This window comes from Cryobacterium serini (genome assembly GCF_004404025.1).
Lineage (GTDB): Bacteria > Actinomycetota > Actinomycetes > Actinomycetales > Microbacteriaceae > Cryobacterium > Cryobacterium serini.
Window position 1 is genome coordinate 185,835 of the sequence record NZ_SOHN01000010.1, and the last position, 21,863, is coordinate 207,697.

Genomic DNA, 21,863 nt, shown 5'->3' on the forward strand with positions numbered 1-21,863 from the left:
AATGACTCTCACCACGCTCACCGAAACGACTGTTGCCTTCAGCGACGCCCACAACGCCGAACTGCAGCAGAAGGCCAAGGATCACCTCTGGATGCATTTCTCGCGTCAGTCGGTGATGGAATCCGGCGCTGGAGTGCCTATCATCGTCAAGGGCCAGGGACACCACATCTGGGACTCCAAGGGTAAGCGGTACATTGACGGCCTCAGCGGCCTGTTCACGGTCAACGCGGGGCACGGACGCAAGCGTTTGGCCGAAGTCGCTGCCAAGCAGGCCGAGGAACTCGCCTTCTTCCCGATCTGGTCGTACGCTCACCCGAACGCAATCGAACTCGCCGATCGGCTCGCCTCCTATGCTCCCGGCGACCTCAACCGGGTGTTCTACTCCACCGGAGGCGGTGAAGCGGTCGAGACCGCGTTCAAACTCGCCAAGTATTACTGGAAGCTGATGGGGCGCCCGACCAAACACAAGGTCATCTCCCGCAATGTCGCCTACCATGGCACCCCGCAGGGCGCCCTGGCCGTCACCGGTATCCCGGCGATGAAGGAGATGTTCGAGCCGGTCACCCCCGGTGGTTTCCGCGTTCCCAACACGAACTTTTATCGGGCCGACGAGATGAGCCCTGGCCTCGGCCTCGGTGACAACCTCGAAATGTTCGGGCAGTGGGCCGCAAACCGCATCGAGGAAATGATCGAGTTCGAGGGCCCCGAAACCGTCGCCGCCGTCTTCCTGGAGCCGGTACAGAACTCCGGCGGCTGCTTCCCTCCGCCGCCCGGCTACTTCAAACGGGTGCGCGAGATTTGCGACAAGTACGATGTGCTCCTGGTCGCCGACGAGGTCATCACGGCGTTCGGTCGCATTGGTAACGTATTCGCCTCGACGACCTATGACATTCAGCCCGACATGATCACCTGTGCCAAGGGCATGACGAGCGGATACTCACCAATCGGCGCGACCATCATTAGCGACCGTATCTACGAACCGTTCAAACACGGCGACACGACCTTTTACCACGGCTACACGTTCGGTGGCCACCCGGTCTCCTCGGCCGTGGCCCTGGCCAACCTCGACATCTTCGAAGAGGAAAAGCTCAACGAGAACGTTCGTGAGAATTCGCCGGTGTTCCGCAAGGAACTGGAGAAGTTGCTCGACCTGCCCATCGTCGGCGACGTGCGCGGTGCCGGGTATTTCTTCGGTATCGAGCTGGTCAAGGACAAAGGCACCAAGGAAACTTTCAGTGACGAGGAATCTGAACGTCTGCTGCGCGGCTACCTGTCGAAGGCGCTCTACGAGGCCGGACTGTACTGCCGCGCCGACGACCGCGGCGACCCGGTCATCCAGCTCGCTCCCCCACTGACCGTGGGCCCGAAGGAATTCGCCGAGATGGGCGAGATTCTGCACGGGGTGCTGTCGGACGCGCCGAAGTATATGTAACCGCTGCGCACGAGGTTCAGCGGTCGGCTGCGCGCTCGTCGAAGTCTTCACCCCAGTCTTGGTCCAAGTCTTCGTCGAGTTCGTAGCCATCGCTCTCATCAACTGCGCCGTCATCATCGCTGTCATCGTCGCGCGGGACCGCGAACGCCCACTCCGGCAGGTGCCCCGAGTCGAGCAGCAGTTCCAGCAGGATCGCCATGCTGTACTGCGAGTCGATGGCAAGGGCCTGGTCCACGAAGAAGCCGGCTACAGATCCACTGCCGAGTGCCCATGACAACCAGGCCAGCATGCAGAGCGGCGCCGGCCTGGCCGATCGAGGAGCCATGGCAACGACGGTGCGTAGTAGCGTGATCGCGATACGGATCCGGTCAATGTCGGGCCGTTCGCACTGCAGGCCGAGCATGATATCGCCGGTGTGCGCGGCGGTCGGGTCACCGATATCGATCTCCTCGGCTACAAGGTCATCGAGGCTGCGCCCGGTTTCGTGCTGGAGCCGAGCGTACCGCCCGTTGATGTCGTGGGCCCGCACCCCTTCATCGTGCCCAAAGGCGAACTGCACCATGATCTGATCGCGGTTAGGCGGGGACTGCACGAGCACGAGAAGCGCGGCGGCGTTTTCCTCGGTGGGCGGATTCGGCCAGGTGAGTGCCTCCTCAGCGATCGCTACCGGGTCGAGTGCAATGCCGAAGGCGCTAAACAGTGGTGGAGAGTTCTCGGCTCGCGCGAGTAGGTGGCGGTACCGCCGGTAGATCCGGGCCAGCCGTTCCTGGGTCGCCAGGTTGACTCCGATCGGATCCGCGCCGTTCTGCAGAGTGCCGAGCGGGCGTGCGGTCGTGATCCCCGCCTCCTCGTTCGCCGCCGTGTACACCGGTGACGTAGCAATATCACTGAGTGGATGCCCGCCAGCGGGGCACTCCGGATCGAGGTAGCTTCCCCAGGCATCCGCTGCCACGCATAGGGAATCGCGCACCAGAAAACCGCTCCATTCGAGTCGCCGATTCAAAATCTCGGCAAATTGTTCGCGCGGGATACCGACGGCATCGATAAAGGAATCATCGGTGTAGATGACCGGAACGACGGCATCCACTCCGGGAATCTTGCACAGCATCCCCGCGAGGGTCGTCGCGATGCGTTTGTACACCTTGTGGGGTGCGCCGTCGTCCGGCAGGTTGAAACGCAGCGCGCCGCAGGTGCGATTGCCACGAAACGCCACAAGCACGGCGCTGGCCTCGGGAGTAAAACCGAGCAGCTGGGGAACGAGTGCCAGAAAGTCCTGGGCCTTCTGGGCTTTGACAATGGTGGGATGCATGTTGTCAGAGTGCCAGCGCCGCCGCGCACGGATCTGCGCCGGACCAAATTTGGGGTTGATTCGGCTAGGCGACCGGTTGGGGAGGAGTCGCCTCTAGACCTCGTCGGCAACGGGCGCCGCGAATTGGGCGGCATACAGCGCCTGGTAGGCACCGTTCGCGGCAAGCAGCTGCACGTGGTTGCCCTGCTCCACGATGCGGCCCGCTTCCATGACCAGAATCAGATCGGCGTCACGAATCGTCGACAGGCGGTGGGCAATGACGAAGCTCGTGCGTTCGGCCCGCAGGGCGCTCATCGCCTTCTGCACGAGAACTTCCGTGCGGGTGTCTACCGAGCTTGTCGCTTCGTCGAGGATGAGCACGCTCGGCTGCGCCAGGAACGCGCGAGCGATGGTCAGCAACTGCATTTCGCCGGCGCTCACGTTGCTGCCCTGATCGTCGAGCACGGTGTCGTAGCCGTCGGGCAGCGAGTGCACGAAACGGTCCACATAGGTCGCGGCGGCGGCAGCGAGAATCTCCTGCTCCGTCGCATCCGGTCGGCCGTAGGCGATGTTATCGCGAATCGTGCCGCCGAACAGCCAGGTGTCCTGCAGCACCATGCCCATCCGGCTGCGCAGGTCGTGCCGGGTCATGGTGACAACATCGACGCCGTCGAGCAGGATACGCCCCGAGTCGATCTCGTAGAACCGCATCATGAGGTTGACCAGCGTGGTCTTGCCTGCTCCGGTAGGACCGACGATCGCGATGGTCTGCCCTGGTTTGGCGACGAGGCTAAGTTCCTCGATCAGCGGTTTGTCCTTGGTGTACCGGAACGACACGTTTTCAAAGACCAGACGTCCGTGCACCTCGGTGGGTGAGTCGGCAGGGTCGGGGTCTTCGCTCTGTTCGTCGGCATCGAGCAGGTCGAACACGCGTTCAGCGGATGCCACGCCCGACTGCAGCAGGTTCGCCATCGACCCGAGCTGCGCGAGCGGCTGAGTGAACTGGCGGGAGTATTGGATAAACGCCTGCACGTCCCCCAGCTGCATGGCGCCGGAAGCGACCTGCAGTCCGCCGACGACCGCGATAGCAACGTAGACGAGGTTGCCGATGAAGGTCATGGCCGGCATGATCATGCCGCTGATGAACTGGGCGCCGAAGCTGGCCTCATAGAGTTCGTCGTTCTTGGCCGTGAACCGGGCGTCGACCTCTTTCTGCCGTCCGAATACCTTGACCAGGGCATGGCCGGTGAACGTCTCCTCGATCTGACCGTTGAGTTCGCCGGTGTTCGCCCACTGGGCTACGAACAGTTTCTGGGAACGCTTCGCGATGAACGCCGTGATCACGAGGGTCAGCGGAACGGTCACCAGCGCGATCAGGGCCAGCAGCGGCGAGAGGATGAGCATCATCACAATCACGCCGATGACAGTGAGCAGGCTCGTGACCACCTGGCTGAGTGACTGCTGCAGGCTCTGCGAAATATTGTCGACGTCGTTGGTGACCCGGCTGAGCAGCTCACCGCGCGGCTTTTTGTCGAAGTAGCTCAGCGGCAGACGGTTGATCTTCGCCTCGATCTCTTCGCGCAGCCGATAGACGGTGCGCTGCACGACGCCGTTGAGCAGATATGCCTGCATCCAGCTGAACACGCTGGAGAGCACGTAGAGGGCGAGCGCCCAGAACAGCACGGTCGAGAGCATCGCAAAGTCGATGCCGAGGCCAGGTGTCAGCGTCATGCCGCTGAGCATGTCGGCCTGCGTGCTGTCACCAGATACCCGGAGCCCCGCAATCACGTCGGCCTGGCTACTGCCAGCCGGAAGCGATTTGGATACAACGCCGGAGAAGATCAGGTTGGTGCCTTCGCCGAGCAGACGCGGGCCCAATACGGAAAACGAGACACTGATCACGGCGAGGACGAGCACGAGAACGAGCCAGAGCCGCTCGGGGCGCAGCTTGCCGAGCAGGCGTTTGCCCGACGCGGTGAAGTTCATCGATTTCTCGGCCGGCAGGCTCATACCGCCAAACGGCCCGCCGCCGCGCTGCGGACGCGGGGCCGGCTTGTCATCGGCGTGCGTCTCGCTCACGCTGCCTCCTCCGCGGTGAGCTGGGACAACACAATTTCCTGGTACGTGGTGTTTGTATCGAGGAGCTCCTCGTGGGTTCCCCGACCGACGATGCGGCCGTCTTCGAGCACAAGAATCTGGTCGGCATCGATGATGCTCGACACCCGCTGGGCAACGATGACCAGGGTGGCGCCATTGGTGCTCTGCTTCAGGGCGAGCCGCAGTCGGGCATCGGTGGCGAAGTCGAGGGCCGAGAATGAGTCGTCGAAGATGTACAGCTTCGGCCGTTTTACGAGGGCGCGGGCAATCGCGAGGCGCTGGCGTTGGCCACCCGACACGTTGGTGCCTCCCTGTGAAATCGGTGCGTCGAGTCCGCCGTCCATTTCCGTGACGAAGTCCCGAGCCTGGGCGATCGTGAGGGCCTGCCAGAGTTCGTCCTCGGTCGCATCCGGTTTGCCGTAGAGCAGGTTGCTGCGCACCGTTCCGGAGAACAGGTAGGGCTTTTGCGGCACGAGGCCAATCTGCCCCCAGAGCAGGTCGGGATTGAGCTCGCGCACGTTGACGCCGTCGACAAGCACGGAGCCGCTCGTGGCATCGAACAAGCGCGGCAACAGATTAACCAGGGTGGTTTTGCCGCTGCCGGTACTGCCGATGATCGCGGTGGTCCGGCCATGACGGGCGATGAAGCTGACGTTCTGCAGCACCGGCTGTTCGGCGCCCGGATAGGCGAATCCAACATCGAGCAGTTCGAGTTCGCCCTGACCGACCGTTGTGTTCACCGGGTTGGCGGGCGGCACAACGCTCGACTCGGTCGCGAGCACCTCACCGATGCGGTCCGCCGAGACGGCAGCGCGCGGGATCATGACGGCCATGAACGTGGCCATCATGACGGCCATGAGAATCTGCATGAGATAGCTGAGGAACGCGATCAGCGTACCCACCTGCATCGATCCGTCTTCGATGCGAAACGCGCCGAACCAAATCACGGCGACGCTGGACACATTGAGCACGAGCATCACGATGGGAAACATGAGCGCCATCAGCCGACCCGAGCTGAGGGCGAGGTCGGTGACATCCTGATTGGCCCGGGCAAACCGAGCGACCTCCACGTCTTCACGGACGAAGGCGCGCACGACCCGGATGCCGGTGAGCTGTTCCCGCAGCACCTGGTTGACGGTGTCAATGCGGGTCTGCATCTTGCGAAACAGGGGCACCATCTTGACCACGATGAATCCGACGGCGATGAGCAGAATCGGCACGCTCACCGCGATGAGCCAGGACAGCTGCACGTCCTGACGGATCGCCATGATCACACCGCCGATGCTGAGGATGGGTGCAGTTACCAGCAAGGTGCAGGTAGTGAGCACAAGCATCTGCACCTGTTGCACGTCATTGGTGGAGCGGGTGATGAGCGATGGGGCCCCGAATTGGGTGACCTCTTGCTCGGAGAACTCGCCTACCCGGCTGAAGACGGCCCCGCGAAGGTCACGCCCAACCTTCATCGCCACCTTCGCACCGAAGTACACAGCCACGATCGCGCAGACAATCTGCGCGAAAGTGATCAGCAACATCAGTCCGCCAACACGCAGAATGTAGCCGGTGTCACCGGTTGCGATGCCCTCGTCGATGATGTCGGCGTTGAGGGTGGGCAGAAAGAGAGAGGCGATCGATTGGGCCAGTTGAAAGAGAATCACTCCCAGCAGCAGCTTCCAGTATGGACGCAGGTAACGCACGAGCAAGGACCGCAGCACGAAGTTCTCCCAGAGTGAGGTCAGGCGAAGAGGTTGGAAATAAACGCAACCTCGTCGACCGACGGCTGCCAGGACGCCGCGGCATCCGCGTTTTGAATGATTTGCTCAGGCTTGGTGGCGCCGGCGATGACGCTGGTCAGTCCCGGCTGCGCCAGTAGCCAGGCGAACGTCGCGGCCAGCATACTCACCCCGCGCGCGTCACACCATTTTTGATACTGCTCGATCACGTCCCACGGGGCATCGTCGACGAGATGGCGCCTGATCATCATGATGCGGCTGTCGGCCGGCCCGCCCGTGCGCGAGAATTTTCCGGTGAACAGGCCATTGTAGAGCGGGAAAAAGGGCAGAAACCCGAGACCGTAGGCGTTCACGGCCGGCAACACCTCGTCTTCGACATCACGTGCAAGCAGGCTGTATTCGTTCTGGCTCGAGATGAACGCGGGATGACCGTTCATGCGGGCGGTGAACTCGGCTTCCGCGATCTGCCATCCAGTTAGGTTGGAGTGACCGATGTATCGAATCTTGCCCTCGGTAATGAGGTCGTGCAGGGTTGACAGGGTCTCTTCGATGGGCGTTGACGGGTCGGGAAAGTGCAGCTGGTACAAATCGATCCAGTCGGTCTGCAGTCGCCGGAGGGATGCCTCGACGGCCAAGCGGATGTACCGGCGTGAGCCGCGCGCGCCCCAGTCCGCACCGTTCGACCCGCCCATGTCCAGGCCGAATTTTGAGGCCAGCACGATCTGGTCGCGCTTGCCCCGCAGCGAGTGTCCCATGAGCGTTTCGCTCAGTCCTCGTTCCGCACCGTAAATATCGGCGGTGTCGAACAGCGTAACCCCTGCTTCGAATGCGGCGTCGATCACCGCCGTAGTGCCTTCCTGGCTTTCCGACGCGGTACCGGTACGACCGAAATTGTTGCACCCGAGCCCGATCGTCGAGACGGTCAGTCCGGAGGAGCCAAGCCTGCGATATTCAATTTGAGCCATCACTACAGACTAGGGGCGCGGCCCCCTCCTGCACAGGTGCGCGTGCCGGGCCCCTGTACACCCCTGTCCGAAACCCGCGAGGTGTCGGCCGAGGCGACGGCTACAGTCGAATCATGGACAGCATCCCGACGCACGTCACCCAGCTCGCCGAAACGACGCACGCGCTCCTTCGCCTCCCCAGCCCCGTCGGCCGTCTGGAACTCACCGCTGACGATGAGGGTATCCTCTCTCTTTCCATCGAAACCGACGGTCACTTACCGCTAGATTCGACCCCCGAGTCGCCCTCCTCCGTGTTGCGACTTGCAGCCGAACAGCTCGACGAGTACTTTGCCGGAACCCGGCAGTCGTTCGATCTTCCCGTGCATCTGACGCGCGGCACCGAGTTTCAGCGAAGCGTCTGGGCGCGTTTGGCCAGCCTCAACTTTGGCAACGTCATCTCCTACGGGGCGCTCGGCAGTGACGTTGGCCGGCCGGGATCGGGCCGCGCCATCGGCGGCGCCGTCGGCGCGAATCCGGTGCCGATCATCATCGGCTGTCACCGTGTATTGGCCACGAGCGGTCAGATCACCGGCTACAGCGCCGGGCAGGGTATCCCCACCAAGGCCTGGCTGCTCAACCACGAGGGCATCGCGCACCGGTAGCGCCAGCGTGACCGTGAAACTCAGCGACGCCCCAATGGCAGCAGGCCGAGCGCCCGCACCGCGTCGCGTTCCTCCACGAGTTCTGCGACGGATGCCTCGATTCGATTGCGCGAGAATTCGTTGAGTTGCAGCCCGCTTACGATGCGCCAATTCCCGTCAACCGATCGCACCGGGAAGGAGCACACCAAGCCGAGCGGAACATCGTAGGAGCCATCGGAAACGACCCCGGCGCTGGTCCAGTCGACGCCGCGGCCGGTGACCCAGTCGCCCACATGGTCGATGGCCGCATTGGCGGCGGAGCCGACCGAAGAGCCTCCCCGCACGGCGATAATCTCCGACCCGCGCCGGGCGACTCGCGGGATGAATGTCTCCGCCAGCCACTGCTCGTCGACGAGATCGCGAACCGCTCGGCCCTCTGCCGTGGCATGGAAGACATCCGGGTATTGACTGGCCGAGTGGTTGCCCCAGACGGTCAGCCCGTGAATCGCCCCGACGGCGACGTCGAGGTGGTTGGCCAATTGCCCGACGGCCCGGTTGTGGTCAAGCCGGGTCATGGCAGTGAAACGGTCACTCGGCACATCCGGCGCGTGAGCGGCGGCGATGAGGGCATTTGTATTGGCGGGGTTGCCCACCACCAGCACGCGCACATCATCGGCCGCGCCCGCGTTGATGGCGGCCCCCTGCGGACCGAAAATGCGGCCGTTTGCTTCAAGAAGGTCGGCACGTTCCATGCCCGGACCACGTGGGCGCGACCCGACGAGCAGAGCGATATTCACTCCGTCGAATGCGACCGCCGGGTCATCGGTGACGCTCACCCCGCGCAGCAGGCTGAATGCACAGTCCTCAAGCTCGAGCGCAGTGCCCTGGGCAGCCTTCAACCCCTGAGGTATTTCCAGCAGGGTGAGACGGATCGGCGTCATCGGCCCCAGCAGCGCACCGGCGGCAATGCGAAAGAGCAGCGCATAACCGATCTGCCCGCCAGCTCCGGTGACGGTCACATTGACCGGTTGCCGAAGGATCGGGACGTTGACCGCTTTGGGGAAGGTGCCGGTGTCTGTAGTCACGCGCCCAGCCTAACCCCGGTATAGATCGTCGACGAGGCCGCGCGACCCGGGGCGGCGAGGTGCTGCTCGACGACAAGCTCGAGTTCGCCGGGCGCGCCATGGTCGAGTCGGATTCCGACCGATTGTGCCCAGCGGATGAGTTCGTGCGCGTTCCTGAAATTGTGTTCGTTTTCGAGCAGCGCCCGGGTGAACTCACCCTTGGATTTCTTATTAAAGTGGTTCAGGGCACGCTTCTGACCCTCTCCGATATCGGTGACTACCCGAAGGTACAGTGACTCCGGCCGCACGGGTCGGGCGCCCAGGGCAACATAAGCCTCAGACCTCAGGTCGAGCAACAGTCCGGTGGTCCGGCCGAGAAGCTTCTGAACGTCGGCGCTCCAGTGCTGTTTGAGAGTGTGATTGGCCGGCGTGACTCCCGGCACGCGCGAATCGTGGGACAGCCGGTACGCCGGGATCGGATCGAGGGCAGCGAGCGGCCCAAGGAGTGCGGAGTGCACGACCAGGTGGGCATGTGCGAACTCGCGCTGCGGCCCCGAAAGGGTCGCAGCAGCCAGGCCGTCGAAGAGCACCCCGGTGTACCGGTCGATCACGGGAAGGGTCGGAGCCGCAAACAACTCACGGTTGCGGTCAATCTCAAACAACTGTGTGCGGCCCAGTTTGAGGGCGGTGCGGGCCGCCTCGGGATGCCGCGTCAGTGCGACGAGTGCCCGCGCCAGAACCCGACGCTTCACGTTCAGGGTCGGGTAGGCCAGTTCTGCCCAGTCCAGGGGTACAGCTTCGCCGCCGGAGCGTTTCGTCTCCGACGGCGGAAGCAGTATCAGCACTGGTGTTTCAAACGGGTTATTTGGAACCCACGAGTTCGGCCTTGCGGGCCACGATGGTGATCACGTCGTTGTCAACCGACAAGAAGCCATCCTCAGCCTGGGCCAGAACCTTTGAGCCGTCCGCCAGGGTGAGACGCACGTCACCCGCGGCCAGAATCGCCAACATCGGTTCGTGTCCGGCCAGGATGCCGATCTCGCCCTCGACGGTCTTCGCAACGACCATGGTCACCTCGCCGGACCACACCTGCTGGTCGGCAGAAACAACACTGACGGACAACGACTTCGCCATGCTTAGTCGTTCTCCTTCTGAATCTGAGCCCACTTCTCTTCGACGTCGTTGATGCCACCGACGTTGAAGAAAGCCTGCTCGGCCACGTGGTCGAAGTCGCCGTTAGCGATGGCCGTGAACGACTCGATGGTGTCCTTGAGCGGAACGGTGGAACCCTCGACACCGGTGAACTTCTTCGCCATGTAGGTGTTCTGCGACAGGAACTGCTCGATGCGGCGGGCACGGGAAACCGTGACCTTGTCTTCCTCAGAGAGCTCGTCAACACCGAGGATCGCGATGATCTCCTGGAGTTCCTTGTTCTTCTGCAGGATGGCCTTGACGCGAACGGCCGTGTTGTAGTGATCGGCACCCAGGTAGCGGGGGTCGAGGATACGGCTGGTCGAGGTGAGCGGATCGACGGCCGGATACAGGCCCTTCGACGCAATCGCACGGGACAGCTCGGTCGTTGCGTCCAGGTGGGCGAACGTGGTCGCCGGTGCCGGGTCGGTGTAGTCGTCGGCGGGAACGTAGATCGCCTGGAGGGAGGTGATCGAGTGGCCGCGGGTCGACGTGATGCGCTCCTGCAGGATGCCCATCTCGTCGGCCAGGTTGGGCTGGTAGCCCACGGCGGAAGGCATACGGCCCAGTAGGGTCGACACCTCGGAACCGGCCTGGGTGAAACGGAAGATGTTGTCGATGAAGAGCAAGACGTCTTGCTTCTCCACGTCGCGGAAGTACTCAGCCATGGTGAGGGCGGAGAGGGCAACGCGCAGACGCGTTCCCGGCGGCTCGTCCATCTGGCCGAAGACTAGGGCGGTCTTGTCGAAAACGCCGGCTTCTTCCATCTCGGCGATAAGGTCGTTGCCCTCACGGGTACGCTCGCCGACTCCGGCGAACACCGATACTCCACCGTGGTCCTGCGCAACGCGCTGGATCATTTCCTGGATGAGGACGGTCTTGCCGACTCCGGCACCACCGAACAGGCCAATCTTTCCACCGAGAACGTACGGCGTCAGAAGGTCGATGACCTTGATTCCAGTTTCGAACAGCTGAGTCTTGGACTCGAGCTGGTCGAAGGCCGGCGGCTTGCGGTGGATGGGCCAGCGCTCGGTGATTTCGATCTTCTCGCCGGGCTGGGCGTTGAGGACATCGCCGATGACGTTGAAGACCTTGCCCTTGGTGACGTTTCCGACCGGAACGGTGATGGGGCTGCCGGTGTCGCGTACTTCCTGTCCGCGGACGAGTCCGTCGGTCGGGTTGAGCGCGATGGCACGAACGAGGTCGTCACCGAGGTGCAATGCGACCTCAAGCGTGATCTCGTTCGACTCGTCACCGATGGTGATCGTGGTCTTCAGGGCATTGTAGATGCCGGGGATCGAGTCATGCGGAAACTCGATGTCGACAACGGGGCCCGTGACGCGCGCGATGCGGCCAACAGAGCCGGCCGTGTCGTCCGCCCGGACTGGCGCGATTGCGGTGTCAGTCATTGCTCTCTCTTCTCTGCCCATAGGACATGTGAACTACTTCTTAGCGGATGAGAGCGCGTCGGCTCCACCCACGATCTCGGAAATCTGCTGGGTAATCTCGGACTGACGCGCGTTGTTCGACAGGCGTGTGTAGTCCGTAATTAGCTTGTCGGCGTTGTCACTGGCCGACTTCATCGCCTTCTGGCGACTCGCGTGCTCGGACGCCGCCGACTGCAGCATCGCGTTGAACAAACGACTCTCGATGTATACCGGGAGGAGGCTATCTAGAACGGTTTCGACGTCGGGTTCAAACTCGTAGAGAGGAAGGACCTTATTTTCACCGGGCTCTTCCACCCCCTCGACGACTTCGAGGGGAAGCAGTCGAACGACTTCGGGAACCTGGGTGACCATGCTGACGAAACGGTTGTAGACGATGTGAATCTCGTCGACGCCACCATCGGCATAGTCCGTAAGGAACGTCTCCAGAAGGGCTTCGCCGATTTCTTTGGCCGTTTCAAACTGTGGCTGGTCTGTTCCACCAGTCCAAATTCGCTCCGAGGCTCGGTTGCGAAAGTTGAAGTAGGCGATGGCCTTGCGGCCGACCAGGAAGTACACGATCTCTTTGCCCTGGCCACGGAGCAACTCGCTCAGAGACTCGGCTTCCCGCAGCACCTGCGAGCTGAACGCACCGGCCAGGCCGCGGTCGGACGCGAAAATAACGACCGCTGCGCGCTCGATCTTCTCGGGTTCCGTGGTGAGCACGTGCTCAACGTTCGAGTACGTGGCCACCGCGGAAACAGCACGCGTTACCGCGCGCGAGTACGGGGTTGACGCCGCCACTCGCGCCTGCGCTTTCTGGATACGCGAGGCGGAGATCAGCTCCATGGCCCGAGTGATCTTCTTGGTCGTCTGGGCAGACTTGATCTTCTGCCGGTAGACCCGAAGTTGCGCTCCCATGTGTCTGCTTCCTTGTCTTTCAGTTTGTCGTCGTCATTGTTACACCGTCGTCAGTGGTTCTGCATCGTGCGAATCGCCGAGGACTAGCGGCGGTGCTTGACGATCTTTTCCTGGTTGACGTCTTCAGCAGCAATAGCCTCAAACTTTTCCTTGCCCACCGAGGCGAGCGGCTTGCCCTCACCGGTCTGGAATTCAAGCTTGAACTTGTCGACGCCGGCGGTGAGGGCTGTCACGGTCTCGTCAGAGAGAACGTTGGTCTCGCGCAGGGTCTTCAGGATCTCAGTGTTACGACCGAGGAAGTCGAGCAGCTCGCGCTCGAAGCGCAGCACGTCGGCAACGGGAACCTCGTCGAGCTTGCCGTTGATGCCGGCCCAGATTGAGACGACCTGATCCTCGACGGGGTACGGCGAGTACTGCGGCTGACGCAACAGCTCAGTGAGGCGGGCTCCGCGGGCGAGCTGACGACGGCTCGCTGCGTCGAGGTCGGAGGCAAACATGGCGAAGGCCTCGAGTGAACGGTACTGGGCCAACTCGAGCTTGAGGGTTCCGGAGACCTTCTTGATCGACTTGACCTGCGCGTCACCACCGACACGGGAGACCGAGATACCAACGTCGACAGCGGGACGCTGGTTGGCGTTGAACAGGTCGGACTGCAGGAAGATCTGACCGTCGGTGATTGAAATCACGTTGGTCGGAATGTAGGCGGCAACGTCGTTGGCCTTGGTCTCAATGATCGGAAGACCGGTCATCGATCCGGCACCGAGCTCGTCGGAAAGCTTGGCACAACGCTCGAGCAGGCGGGAGTGCAGGTAGAACACGTCTCCGGGGTACGCTTCGCGTCCCGGCGGGCGACGCAGAAGCAGCGATACCGCACGGTAGGCCTCGGCCTGCTTGGAGAGGTCATCGAAGACGATGAGAACGTGCTTGCCGGCGTACATCCAGTGCTGGCCGATGGCCGATCCGGTGTACGGGGCGAGATACTTGAAGCCGGCCGGGTCAGAGGCGGGAGCAGCGACGATGGTGGTGTATTCCATCGCTCCGGCATCCTCGAGCGCACCCTTCACCGAAGCGATGGTGGAGCCCTTCTGTCCAATGGCGACATAGATGCAACGAACCTGCTTGGTCGTGTCGCCGGACTCCCAGTTGGCCTTCTGGTTGATGATGGTGTCGATCGCGATCGCCGTCTTGCCGGTCTGGCGGTCACCGATGATCAGCTGACGCTGGCCGCGGCCGATCGGGATCATGGCGTCGATAGCCTTGATGCCGGTCTGCATCGGCTCGTGAACCGACTTGCGGCTCATGACGCCGGGGGCCTGCAGCTCGAGGGCACGACGGCCTTCGGTCGCGATGTCGCCGAGTCCGTCAATGGGGGCACCGAGCGGGTCGACAACCCGACCGAGGTAACCGTCGCCAACGGGTACGGAGAGTACTTCGCCAGTGCGGTGCACCTCCATGCCCTCAACAATGCCGCCGAATTCGCCGAGAACGACGACGCCGATCTCATCCTCGTCGAGGTTCTGGGCCAGGCCCAGGGTGCCGTCGGCAAATTTGATGAGTTCGTTCGCCATCACGCCGGGCAAGCCCTCAACGTGGGCGATACCGTCGCCGGCCGTGGTGACGTAGCCAACCTCGGTCGTTGATGTTTTGTTCGGCTCGTAGGACTTGACGAAGTCCTGGAGAGCGCCACGGATCTCATCGGGGCTGATCGTTAGTTCTGCCATCATCTTCCCTTTTCTGTACGGCTGTACAGGTTCTGTCTGTTCGAGGACGCTGCCGCCCTGAGTCATCTGGTACTGCTGGGTTTATGGTGCTGCTGAGGTGACTCAGCGAGCGAGCTGGAGTCTCAAGTCCGCCAAGCGGGTTGCAATACTGCCGTCGATGACCAAATCACCGATTTGTACGCGCACGCCACCAACCAATTCCGGGTCGACGACCTGGTTGATGGTCAGTGCTCGTCCGTGACGCAGCTCGAGGTTCTTCTGCAGGCGGGCAAGCTGGTCGGCGGTGAGGACATGTGCCGACGTGACGGTAGCGATCGACGTGCCAGTCTCATCCGCGACGACCGCTGCTGCGTGTCGCAGCAGTTCACCGATGCGGCGACCGCGAGGCTGCTGCACCAGGTGGCGAACAATGGCGAGCGTCTGACCGGAAACTTTGCCGGCCAGAAGCTTCTCAACCAGGGCAGCCTTGGCGCCTGGCTTGCCGAGCTTGCTGGCCAGAGCCAGCTCCAGCTCAGCGTCGGAGGCCACACTCTTACCGAAGGCGAACAGTTCACCCTCGATGGACGTGCCGGCGGCTGACGCAACGCCGGCCGTCACAGACAGGGCCAGGGCCCGCAGGCCGAGTTCTTCAATGCCGGCCAATAGGTCGTCGTGGCTGGACCAGCGTTCGGACGCTGCAGCGGCAAGCAGGTCTAGCGCGCGAGGTGTCACAGTTGCACCGAAAACCGCGCGCGCGAGGGTGACCTTAGCCGCAGCATCCGCTGACGCGTCGCCGAGGGCTGACAACAGCTGGGATGACGAACCAATCACGCGACCGGCACCGAACAAACTTTCGCCCGTCGCCAGATCAGTCGTCCCGCCGGGAACGGACAGTGCCGCCCTCGACGTTGCCAGTGCTTCTCTGGTGGCGCTTCCCATGTGCTAGATCTTTCCGACTGTAGGAGCTGTCGCCTCGGACGTTACTTCGCTGGCTTCAAGTTCGGCCAGGAAACGATCGACAATGGCGCTGGCCTTAGCGTCGTCGGACAGGCTTTCACCGATGACACCCGAAGCGAGGTCAATGGCAAGTGTGCCGACCTCACTGCGAAGCGACACGACGGCGGCCTGACGTTCGGCTTCGATCTGCATTTTCGCACTGGACGCGATGCGACCGGCCTCAGCCGTGGCCACCTCCTTGTGCTCAGCGACGATGCGCTGGCCATCAGTGCGGGCCTGGTCACGAATCTGACCGGCTTCGGCGCGAGCGTCAGCCAGCTGGGCCGTGTACTGCACGAGTGCAGCTTCGGCCTTGCGCTGGGCGTCGTCGGCTTTAGCGATATTGCCCTCGATGGCTTCTGCACGATCGTCAAGAAGCTTCTGCATCTTAGGAAGAACGAGCTTCCAGAAGAAAAACAAAATCACGACAAAGCAGACCGCCGACCAGATGATGTCGTAGATCTCCGGGATAAGCGGGTTTGGCGCCGCTTCTTCCGTCGCGGCTGCAATTACTGCGTGAAGCATCATGCCTCCTAGTTAGGTGGTGAAGAGGTTTAGACGCCGGTGAAAATGAAGTAGGTGGCGATACCGATGAAGGCGAGCGCCTCGGTGAAGGCGATACCGATGTACATCAGCACCTGCAGGCGACCGGCCAGCTCAGGCTGACGCGCGACACCTTCGATGGTCTTGCCAACGACGATACCTACACCGATTGCCGGGCCGATGGCTGCGAGGCCATAACCGACGGTCGCGATGTTTCCGTTGATTTCCGCGAGAACGGTTGTTGCGTCCACGTATGTTTCCTTCCGTGATGGTGAATTCGGCGAGTGCCGGATTCCTAAAGTGTCTAGTGTTCCTCAGCCAGCGCGAGCTGGATGTAGACGGCGGTGAGTAGGGCAAAAATGTAAGCCTGGAGGAGCGCAATCAACACTTCGAAGAGGGTGAAGGCGAAGCCGAAGACGAGGGTGCCAGCACCGAAGAGCTTGAACCCGCCATCCGCAGTGAAGAAGAAGAACTGGGTAGCGCTAAAGAACAGCACGAGCAGAAGGTGTCCGACGATCATGTTCATCATCAGTCGGAGCGTCAGGGTGACTGGTCGCACCAGGAACGTCGAGATGAATTCGATCGGCGTCACGATGAGGTAGAGACCCTTGGGGACTCCGGGCGGGAAGAGCGAGTTGCGGAAAAAGTTTCCCGGGCTCTTCTTGACGCCGGCGTAGATGAAGGTTCCGTAGGAAATGGCACCGAGAAGCAGCGGAACCCCGATCACCGAGGTTCCGGCGATGTTGAGGAACGGAATGATTCCCGTGATGTTCATGAACAACACCATGAAGAAAATGGTCGTCAGCAACGGCAGAAAACGCTTGCCCTCTTTCTTGCCGAGCAGGTCTTCAGCGATGTTGACCCGAACGAAGTCGAGGCCCATTTCGGCCAGGCTCTGACCGCGTGTGGGGATGATCTTCATGCGGCGAGTGCCGAGCCAAAAGAGCAACATCAGAACTGCAACCGAGAGGAAGCGAATCAGAATGATGCGGTTGATCTCGAACGGAGTATCAGCAAAAAATATTACGTCGGGAAAAAACTCATTGATGGTGGGACCGTGGAATTCACCGTCGCCGGTGGCAGACGGGACCATCAGGTTTACGGCGATTTCTAGCAGCGCTTTCTCCTGTTTCGGGGCGGTGAGCTCTGCTCGCGCAACGACGAATATGGGCAGGTTCACGACGCAAAAAAGCATGTGCAAACCGGGGTGGGATCGGTGTTTACTCTAGCAAAGATCAGGCGCGGAGCCGAATCGAGAGCAGGATCCGTGGGCGTATGGGTCGAAGGGTTAGTCGTCGACCGGGGCGGGGGGCAGTCTGACGTCGCTGACGTAGGGCATGCGGCTCTTCATGACCACGACAGCGTCCACGACGAGGGAACCCACGACACCGGCGACGATGCATAAGAACAGCACCATGGGTTCAATCCACGCGCGATCCTGCAGCACCACGAGCAGCACCAGGAATACGACGAATTTGAATAACCAGCCGCCCATGATGATGCCGAAGAAGCCGGCGATGGCGGATTCGTTTCCGGCGACGCGGTTGGCCAGCAGAATGCTGCCGGCCGTGATCCCCATGAAGGCCACCGACATGAGCGTTCCGATCAGGGCGCTGAGTACACCGGTGCCGCCCCCGACGAGGTAGCCGATGATCGAGCCCACCACGGCGATGGCGAGGGCGACATATCCCCCGTACATCAGGATGCGGCGCAGCACGGGGATCGAGGTGGGCTGGGTGGAAACGGGTGGGGTGGCGCTGGTCATACGTTCTCCTCGGCAGGCGCCGCCGCGGAGGCGGTCGCTCGTGTCGTTGTTGGGGCTGATAGTACTGTCGTGGGCGCAGCGGCTTCGTCAAGCGGGTCAAATCGGTCTAGCGCTGCCATCTGCACCGGAGCCGACTGGCTGATCCATTCACCGGTCTTGCGGCGGCCGAGCGGGGCGAGCGTGACGATGGTGCAGATCAGCAGCGACGTGACCACAAAGATGGTCGCGTACCAGGTCGGCAGCCCGAAATAGACCGGCAGGATGTAGTACAGGAGGCATCCGATGGCTGCTGCTGCCGTCCACCCATAAAAGATCAGCACGGCGTGCAGGTGGGAATGTCCCATATCGAGCAGCCGGTGGTGCAGATGTTTTCGGTCGGCGCTGAATGGTGATTTGCCGGCGTGCACGCGACGGATCACGGCCAGCCCAAAGTCGAGCAGCGGAATGATCATGATCGCCACCGGCAGCAGGATGGGAATGAAGGCCGGAAACAGCTGGGAGCGATTGATCGCTGTCAGGTCGATCTGGCCGGTGATGGCGATGGCGCTCGTTGCCATGAGCAGTCCAACCAGGAGCGCACCGGCATCGCCCATGAACATTTTGGCCGGGTGCCAGTTCAAGGGGAGGAAACCGACACAGGCGCCCACCAGGATGGCGGCGATAAGCGAGGCGAGGTTGAAGTAATTGGTCGGTGAGGTGTCTCGCACGAGCAAGTAGCTGTAGAGGAAAAACACCCCGTTTGCGATCAATGCCACGCCGGTGACGAGGCCGTCCAGGCCGTCGATGAAGTTGATCATGTTCATGACCACGACGATCGCGACGACCGTGACGACGATCGACGTCCAGCCGCTCCAGACCGTCAGTCCGCCGATCGGCAGGGAGTAGATTTGTACGCCCTGCCAGGCGACTAGACCAGCGGCGATAAATTGTCCGGCCAGCTTGGTCATCCAGTCGAGGTCCCAGATATCGTCGGCGACGCCGACAAGCACGATCAAAAGTGCAGCGCCGAGGATCGCGAGAATCTGCTGCGGGTCGGCGAAGACCAGACGCAGCGGGGCGAAGGGAGCCGAAATGAGATAGGCGATGCCGAAAGCCACGAGAATTCCGAGGAACATGGCGATGCCGCCGAGACGCGGCGTCGGCCGGGTGTGCACGTCGCGTGCGCGGATTTTCGGGTATAGGCGATACTTGTGGCTCAGTTTGTAGACCACGATTGACAAAACGAAGGTCACGATCGCCGAAACGAGCGCGAGCAGGAGGAAAAGGGTCATGGGCTACCGGCTGGCATCCGTTTCGTCGGGAGCGTCGCCAATGCTGGCATCCTGGGACGGGGCAACGACGGTTGGCGCAGCATCCGTTTCAGCCGGTACCGCCGGTGTCCCTGGAATAGCCGGCACGGCCGCGAGCACATCGCCCACGACGTTCGCGATGGCCTCGCGGGAGATAACGCCGCTACGCACGATGTGCAGAAAACCACCGTTGGTCTCGAAACCGGAGGCGTCCACGATCGTCGACGACACGTCGCTGGTCTGACTAAACACGCTGTCATAGGTGCTGCCAGCGGTTCCACCGTCGAGGTACATGTCGACGCTCTCGCCGAGCGCGGCGGCGGCAGCCTGGGCGTCGACGGTGGCCGGCATGCCGCTGAGATTTGCGCTGGATACGGCAAGCGGGCCGGTCTCCGCGAGCAGGTCGAGGGCGACCTGATTGCTCGGCATGCGCAGCGCCACGGTACCGCGGGTCTCACCGAGATCCCAGACCAGCGAGGGCTGAGCATTGACGATGACCGTGAGTCCCCCGGGCCAGAACGCCGCGACCAGGTCGCGTACCGGCTGCGGTACGTCCACGGCGAGGGCGTCAAGGGTGGAGACGCCCGGAATGAGTACCGGCGGGGGCGACTGCCGGCTTCGGCCCTTTGCGTCGAGGAGCAGCTGCACCGCTTCGGCGTTGAATGCGTCAGCGGCAATGCCGTAGACCGTGTCGGTAGGGATGACAACGAGCGCCCCGCGTCCGATGGCCGTGCGCGCCAGTGAAATGTGCGCTTGGTAGTCTTCGCTCGCTTGCGAGTCGCTCGTGCAATCGTAGATGCGTGTCATTTCCGGCAATTCTAACCCAGTGCGGTTGTGAAGAGCGGATACGCGGGCTGGGCGTTTGAACGACGGCCTCGGCACGTGCTGTTTAGGGCCGAAGTGCTGTCGTGGCCCGGTCGCGACTGGTGTAGTCGCGGTGGGTGGCGGGGGCGCGCCAGCCATCGATCGCCAGCAACTCCCTGATCGCGGCACCCTGCAGCTCGCCGTGTTCGATCACGAGCACCCCGCCGGGGCGCAGCAGCCGAAGACCGGTTGCCGACACGCTGCGCACCACGTCGAGGCCGTCTGGTCCGCCGAACAGGGCGTGGGCGGGGTCGAACAGACGCACCTCGGGGTCACGGGGGATCGCATCGGCTGGAATGTACGGTGGATTGGAGATAACGACGGCAACCGTACCGTCGAGTTCCACGAATGCGTCCACGAGATCACCGAAGGTGAGGATGGCGTTTTCGGCGGCCACTTCCTTAAAGTTTCGAGTGGTCCACGAAAAAGCCTCTGGCGAATTCTCAATCGCGAAGATGCGCGCGTGGGGCACTTCGGTGGCCAGAGCCAACGCGATCGCGCCGCTCCCGGTGCCCAGGTCAACGCCAATCGGCTCCGGATCGGGCATCGACCGCAGGGCGTCGATGGCGAGCTGGGCGACCTGTTCGGTTTCGGGCCGCGGCACGAAAACACCGGGACCAACGTTCAACGACAACGACCGGAACGGGGCCCGCCCAGTGATGTGCTGCAGTGGTTCGCGCCTGCCGCGGCGGGCGAGCAGGATGTCGATGGTGGCGGCATCCGCTGGGCTGATCGGTCGATTTAGGATGCTGCCGGCCTGCACTTCGCCACGGCTCTGTCCGAGCACGTGGCCGATCAGCAGGTCGGCGTCAACTTCGGGGTCGGTGATGCCGGCCGCTGTGAGCAGGCTGACCGCTCGGTTACGCAGGGAAGTCACGGTGGCAGGCAGGGCAGAATCTGAAGAAGGCACGTAGTGAAATGTAACGCACCCGGCCGTTAGCAGCCGTGGGCATAGGCTGAAGACGGCCCTGCCACCCAATTTATTTGGATTTAGCAAAATTCCACCGAACGAAAGTTGCTCACGTGCCCAAGATCTACTCCGACATCACCGAAGCCGTCGGTGGAACCCCCCTCGTCAAGCTGAACCGCTTGACCGAGGGCCTCGGTGCCACCGTGCTTGCCAAGCTCGAGTTTTACAACCCCTCGAGCAGCGTGAAGGACCGTATCGGCGTTGCAATCATCGACGCAGCAGAGAAGGACGGTTCGCTCAAGCCCGGTGGAACCATCGTTGAAGCGACCAGTGGCAACACGGGCATCGCCCTCGCCATGGTCGGCGCGGCCCGCGGTTACACCGTCATCCTGGCCATGCCCGAAACGATGAGTAAGGAACGCCGCGTCATGATGCGGGCGTACGGCGCGGAGATCGTGCTGACCGCCGGGGCCGACGGCATGCGCGGAGCGGTCGAAAAGGCCGCCGAGATCGTCGCGAATACCCCGGGCGCCGTATTGGCCAGCCAGTTCACGAACCCGGCCAACCCGGCCGTTCACCGCGCGACCACCGGCGTCGAGATCTGGAACGACACCGGGGGCACGGTCGACATTCTCGTCGCTGGCATCGGTACCGGCGGTACACTCTCGGGCGCTGGCGGCTACCTCAAGGAGCAGAAGCCGGGTCTCAAGGTCGTCGGTGTCGAGCCGATCGACTCCCCCATTCTCACCGGCGGCAAGCCTGGCCCGCACAAGATTCAGGGCCTCGGCGCCAACTTCGTGCCCGAAACCCTCGACCGCGGCGTTTACGACTCGATCATCGACGTAACCCTGGCCGACTCGCTCGCCGCAGCGCGTTCACTCGGCACGGATGAAGGAATCCTCGGCGGCATTTCCGGCGGCGCCGCTGTCTGGGCAGCGCTTGAGCAGGCAAAACTCCCGGAGAACGCTGGTAAGACCATTGTCGTCATCATTCCCGGCTTCGGCGAGCGATACATCTCGACCGTGTTGTACGAAGACCTGCTGGACTAAGAGAACGCTGCCTGC

21 protein-coding genes are annotated in these 21,863 nt (G+C 62.4%); 3 read left to right on the top strand and 18 right to left on the bottom strand.

What is annotated here, in order from left to right; genetic code table 11:
- The first annotated feature begins 1 nt into the window (after position 1).
- Positions 2-1,432 carry an aspartate aminotransferase family protein gene (locus E3T51_RS09065; RefSeq protein WP_134529558.1) on the top strand — a complete coding sequence of 477 codons (1,431 nt, stop codon included), beginning with the start codon at positions 2-4 and terminating at the stop codon, positions 1,430-1,432.
- Positions 1,433-1,448: 16 nt separating this feature from the next.
- Here the strand turns inward: E3T51_RS09065 and E3T51_RS09070 are convergent, their stop codons facing one another.
- From E3T51_RS09070 to E3T51_RS09085, 4 genes are all read right to left on the bottom strand, one after another.
- Positions 1,449-2,741 (bottom strand): DUF4192 domain-containing protein, encoded by a 1,293-nt coding sequence (locus tag E3T51_RS09070; RefSeq protein WP_134529559.1) that lies wholly within the window; start codon positions 2,739-2,741, stop codon positions 1,449-1,451.
- 93 nt (positions 2,742-2,834) lie between these two features.
- Complete coding sequence (locus E3T51_RS09075; RefSeq protein ID WP_134529599.1) at positions 2,835-4,730, bottom strand: ABC transporter ATP-binding protein; 1,896 nt, start codon at positions 4,728-4,730, stop codon at positions 2,835-2,837.
- A gap of 65 nt (positions 4,731-4,795) precedes the next feature.
- A complete protein-coding gene (locus tag E3T51_RS09080; protein WP_134529560.1) occupies positions 4,796-6,529 on the bottom strand; it encodes an ABC transporter ATP-binding protein in 1,734 nt (577 codons plus the stop codon).
- A 20-nt stretch (positions 6,530-6,549) separates the two neighbouring features.
- Positions 6,550-7,512: an aldo/keto reductase gene (locus tag E3T51_RS09085; protein WP_134529561.1), complete on the bottom strand. Its 963-nt coding sequence runs from the start codon at positions 7,510-7,512 to the stop codon at positions 6,550-6,552.
- A gap of 113 nt (positions 7,513-7,625) precedes the next feature.
- Between E3T51_RS09085 and E3T51_RS09090 the strand changes: the two genes are divergently transcribed.
- Entirely contained in the window at positions 7,626-8,153 is a 528-nt protein-coding gene (locus E3T51_RS09090) for a methylated-DNA--[protein]-cysteine S-methyltransferase (RefSeq protein ID WP_134529562.1), read from the top strand.
- 20 nt (positions 8,154-8,173) lie between these two features.
- Here E3T51_RS09090 and E3T51_RS09095 read toward each other — a convergent pair whose 3' ends face one another.
- The 14 genes from E3T51_RS09095 to prmC all read right to left on the bottom strand — a co-directional run bounded on the left by E3T51_RS09095 (position 8,174) and on the right by prmC (position 20,799).
- Positions 8,174-9,217, bottom strand: coding sequence for a malate dehydrogenase (locus E3T51_RS09095; RefSeq protein WP_478213443.1), 1,044 nt, complete (start codon positions 9,215-9,217; stop codon positions 8,174-8,176).
- Positions 9,214-10,041 carry a YaaA family protein gene (locus tag E3T51_RS09100; RefSeq protein ID WP_134529563.1) on the bottom strand — a complete coding sequence of 276 codons (828 nt, stop codon included), beginning with the start codon at positions 10,039-10,041 and terminating at the stop codon, positions 9,214-9,216. Before E3T51_RS09100 ends, E3T51_RS09095 begins: the two co-directional genes overlap by 4 nt.
- 16 nt (positions 10,042-10,057) lie before the next feature.
- The gene (locus E3T51_RS09105; RefSeq protein ID WP_134529564.1) at positions 10,058-10,330 is read right to left on the bottom strand and encodes a F0F1 ATP synthase subunit epsilon; all 273 of its coding nucleotides are present in this window, start codon (positions 10,328-10,330) and stop codon (positions 10,058-10,060) included.
- 2 nt (positions 10,331-10,332) lie between these two features.
- Entirely contained in the window at positions 10,333-11,796 is a 1,464-nt protein-coding gene (gene atpD / locus E3T51_RS09110; RefSeq protein WP_134529565.1) for a F0F1 ATP synthase subunit beta, read from the bottom strand.
- A gap of 33 nt (positions 11,797-11,829) precedes the next feature.
- Positions 11,830-12,732, bottom strand: coding sequence for a F0F1 ATP synthase subunit gamma (locus tag E3T51_RS09115; RefSeq protein ID WP_134529566.1), 903 nt, complete (start codon positions 12,730-12,732; stop codon positions 11,830-11,832).
- A gap of 83 nt (positions 12,733-12,815) precedes the next feature.
- Positions 12,816-14,453, bottom strand: coding sequence for a F0F1 ATP synthase subunit alpha (atpA, locus tag E3T51_RS09120; RefSeq protein ID WP_134529567.1), 1,638 nt, complete (start codon positions 14,451-14,453; stop codon positions 12,816-12,818).
- A 102-nt stretch (positions 14,454-14,555) separates the two neighbouring features.
- Positions 14,556-15,371, bottom strand: coding sequence for a F0F1 ATP synthase subunit delta (locus tag E3T51_RS09125; protein ID WP_134529568.1), 816 nt, complete (start codon positions 15,369-15,371; stop codon positions 14,556-14,558).
- 3 nt (positions 15,372-15,374) lie between these two features.
- On the bottom strand, positions 15,375-15,953 hold the full coding sequence (locus tag E3T51_RS09130; RefSeq protein WP_134529569.1) for a F0F1 ATP synthase subunit B: 579 nt from the start codon (positions 15,951-15,953) through the stop codon (positions 15,375-15,377).
- Positions 15,954-15,982: 29 nt separating this feature from the next.
- On the bottom strand, positions 15,983-16,222 hold the full coding sequence (gene atpE, locus E3T51_RS09135) for an ATP synthase F0 subunit C (protein WP_134345972.1): 240 nt from the start codon (positions 16,220-16,222) through the stop codon (positions 15,983-15,985).
- 53 nt (positions 16,223-16,275) lie between these two features.
- Positions 16,276-17,064, bottom strand: a complete 789-nt coding sequence (gene atpB / locus E3T51_RS09140) for a F0F1 ATP synthase subunit A (RefSeq protein ID WP_241989243.1) — start codon at positions 17,062-17,064, stop codon at positions 16,276-16,278.
- A 195-nt stretch (positions 17,065-17,259) separates the two neighbouring features.
- Complete coding sequence (locus E3T51_RS09145; RefSeq protein ID WP_134529571.1) at positions 17,260-17,736, bottom strand: Cg1360 family ATP-synthase-associated protein; 477 nt, start codon at positions 17,734-17,736, stop codon at positions 17,260-17,262.
- Positions 17,733-19,007 (bottom strand): MraY family glycosyltransferase, encoded by a 1,275-nt coding sequence (locus tag E3T51_RS09150; RefSeq protein WP_134529572.1) that lies wholly within the window; start codon positions 19,005-19,007, stop codon positions 17,733-17,735. Before E3T51_RS09150 ends, E3T51_RS09145 begins: the two co-directional genes overlap by 4 nt.
- Before the next feature lie 3 nt (positions 19,008-19,010).
- The gene (locus E3T51_RS09155; protein WP_134529573.1) at positions 19,011-19,832 is read right to left on the bottom strand and encodes an L-threonylcarbamoyladenylate synthase; all 822 of its coding nucleotides are present in this window, start codon (positions 19,830-19,832) and stop codon (positions 19,011-19,013) included.
- 82 nt (positions 19,833-19,914) lie between these two features.
- Positions 19,915-20,799 carry a peptide chain release factor N(5)-glutamine methyltransferase gene (prmC, locus tag E3T51_RS09160; protein WP_420898423.1) on the bottom strand — a complete coding sequence of 295 codons (885 nt, stop codon included), beginning with the start codon at positions 20,797-20,799 and terminating at the stop codon, positions 19,915-19,917.
- Positions 20,800-20,912: 113 nt separating this feature from the next.
- On the opposite strand from prmC, the gene cysK reads away from it, so the two are divergent.
- The gene (cysK, locus tag E3T51_RS09165; RefSeq protein WP_134529574.1) at positions 20,913-21,848 is read left to right on the top strand and encodes a cysteine synthase A; all 936 of its coding nucleotides are present in this window, start codon (positions 20,913-20,915) and stop codon (positions 21,846-21,848) included.
- Positions 21,849-21,863 lie beyond the last annotated feature (15 nt).

Coding starts and splice junctions, on each gene's coding strand:
- E3T51_RS09065 (WP_134529558.1), top strand. CDS start 2: ATGACTCTCACCACGCTCACCGAAACGACTGTTGCCTTCAGCGACGCC.
- E3T51_RS09070 (WP_134529559.1), bottom strand. CDS start 2,741: ATGCATCCCACCATTGTCAAAGCCCAGAAGGCCCAGGACTTTCTGGCA.
- E3T51_RS09075 (WP_134529599.1), bottom strand. CDS start 4,730: ATGAGCCTGCCGGCCGAGAAATCGATGAACTTCACCGCGTCGGGCAAA.
- E3T51_RS09085 (WP_134529561.1), bottom strand. CDS start 7,512: ATGGCTCAAATTGAATATCGCAGGCTTGGCTCCTCCGGACTGACCGTC.
- E3T51_RS09090 (WP_134529562.1), top strand. CDS start 7,626: ATGGACAGCATCCCGACGCACGTCACCCAGCTCGCCGAAACGACGCAC.
- E3T51_RS09105 (WP_134529564.1), bottom strand. CDS start 10,330: ATGGCGAAGTCGTTGTCCGTCAGTGTTGTTTCTGCCGACCAGCAGGTG.
- atpD (WP_134529565.1), bottom strand. CDS start 11,796: ATGACTGACACCGCAATCGCGCCAGTCCGGGCGGACGACACGGCCGGC.
- E3T51_RS09115 (WP_134529566.1), bottom strand. CDS start 12,732: ATGGGAGCGCAACTTCGGGTCTACCGGCAGAAGATCAAGTCTGCCCAG.
- atpA (WP_134529567.1), bottom strand. CDS start 14,453: ATGGCAGAACTAACGATCAGCCCCGATGAGATCCGTGGCGCTCTCCAG.
- E3T51_RS09125 (WP_134529568.1), bottom strand. CDS start 15,371: ATGGGAAGCGCCACCAGAGAAGCACTGGCAACGTCGAGGGCGGCACTG.
- E3T51_RS09130 (WP_134529569.1), bottom strand. CDS start 15,953: ATGCTTCACGCAGTAATTGCAGCCGCGACGGAAGAAGCGGCGCCAAAC.
- atpB (WP_241989243.1), bottom strand. CDS start 17,064: ATGGTCCCGTCTGCCACCGGCGACGGTGAATTCCACGGTCCCACCATC.
- E3T51_RS09145 (WP_134529571.1), bottom strand. CDS start 17,736: ATGACCAGCGCCACCCCACCCGTTTCCACCCAGCCCACCTCGATCCCC.
- E3T51_RS09150 (WP_134529572.1), bottom strand. CDS start 19,007: ATGACCCTTTTCCTCCTGCTCGCGCTCGTTTCGGCGATCGTGACCTTC.
- E3T51_RS09155 (WP_134529573.1), bottom strand. CDS start 19,832: ATGACACGCATCTACGATTGCACGAGCGACTCGCAAGCGAGCGAAGAC.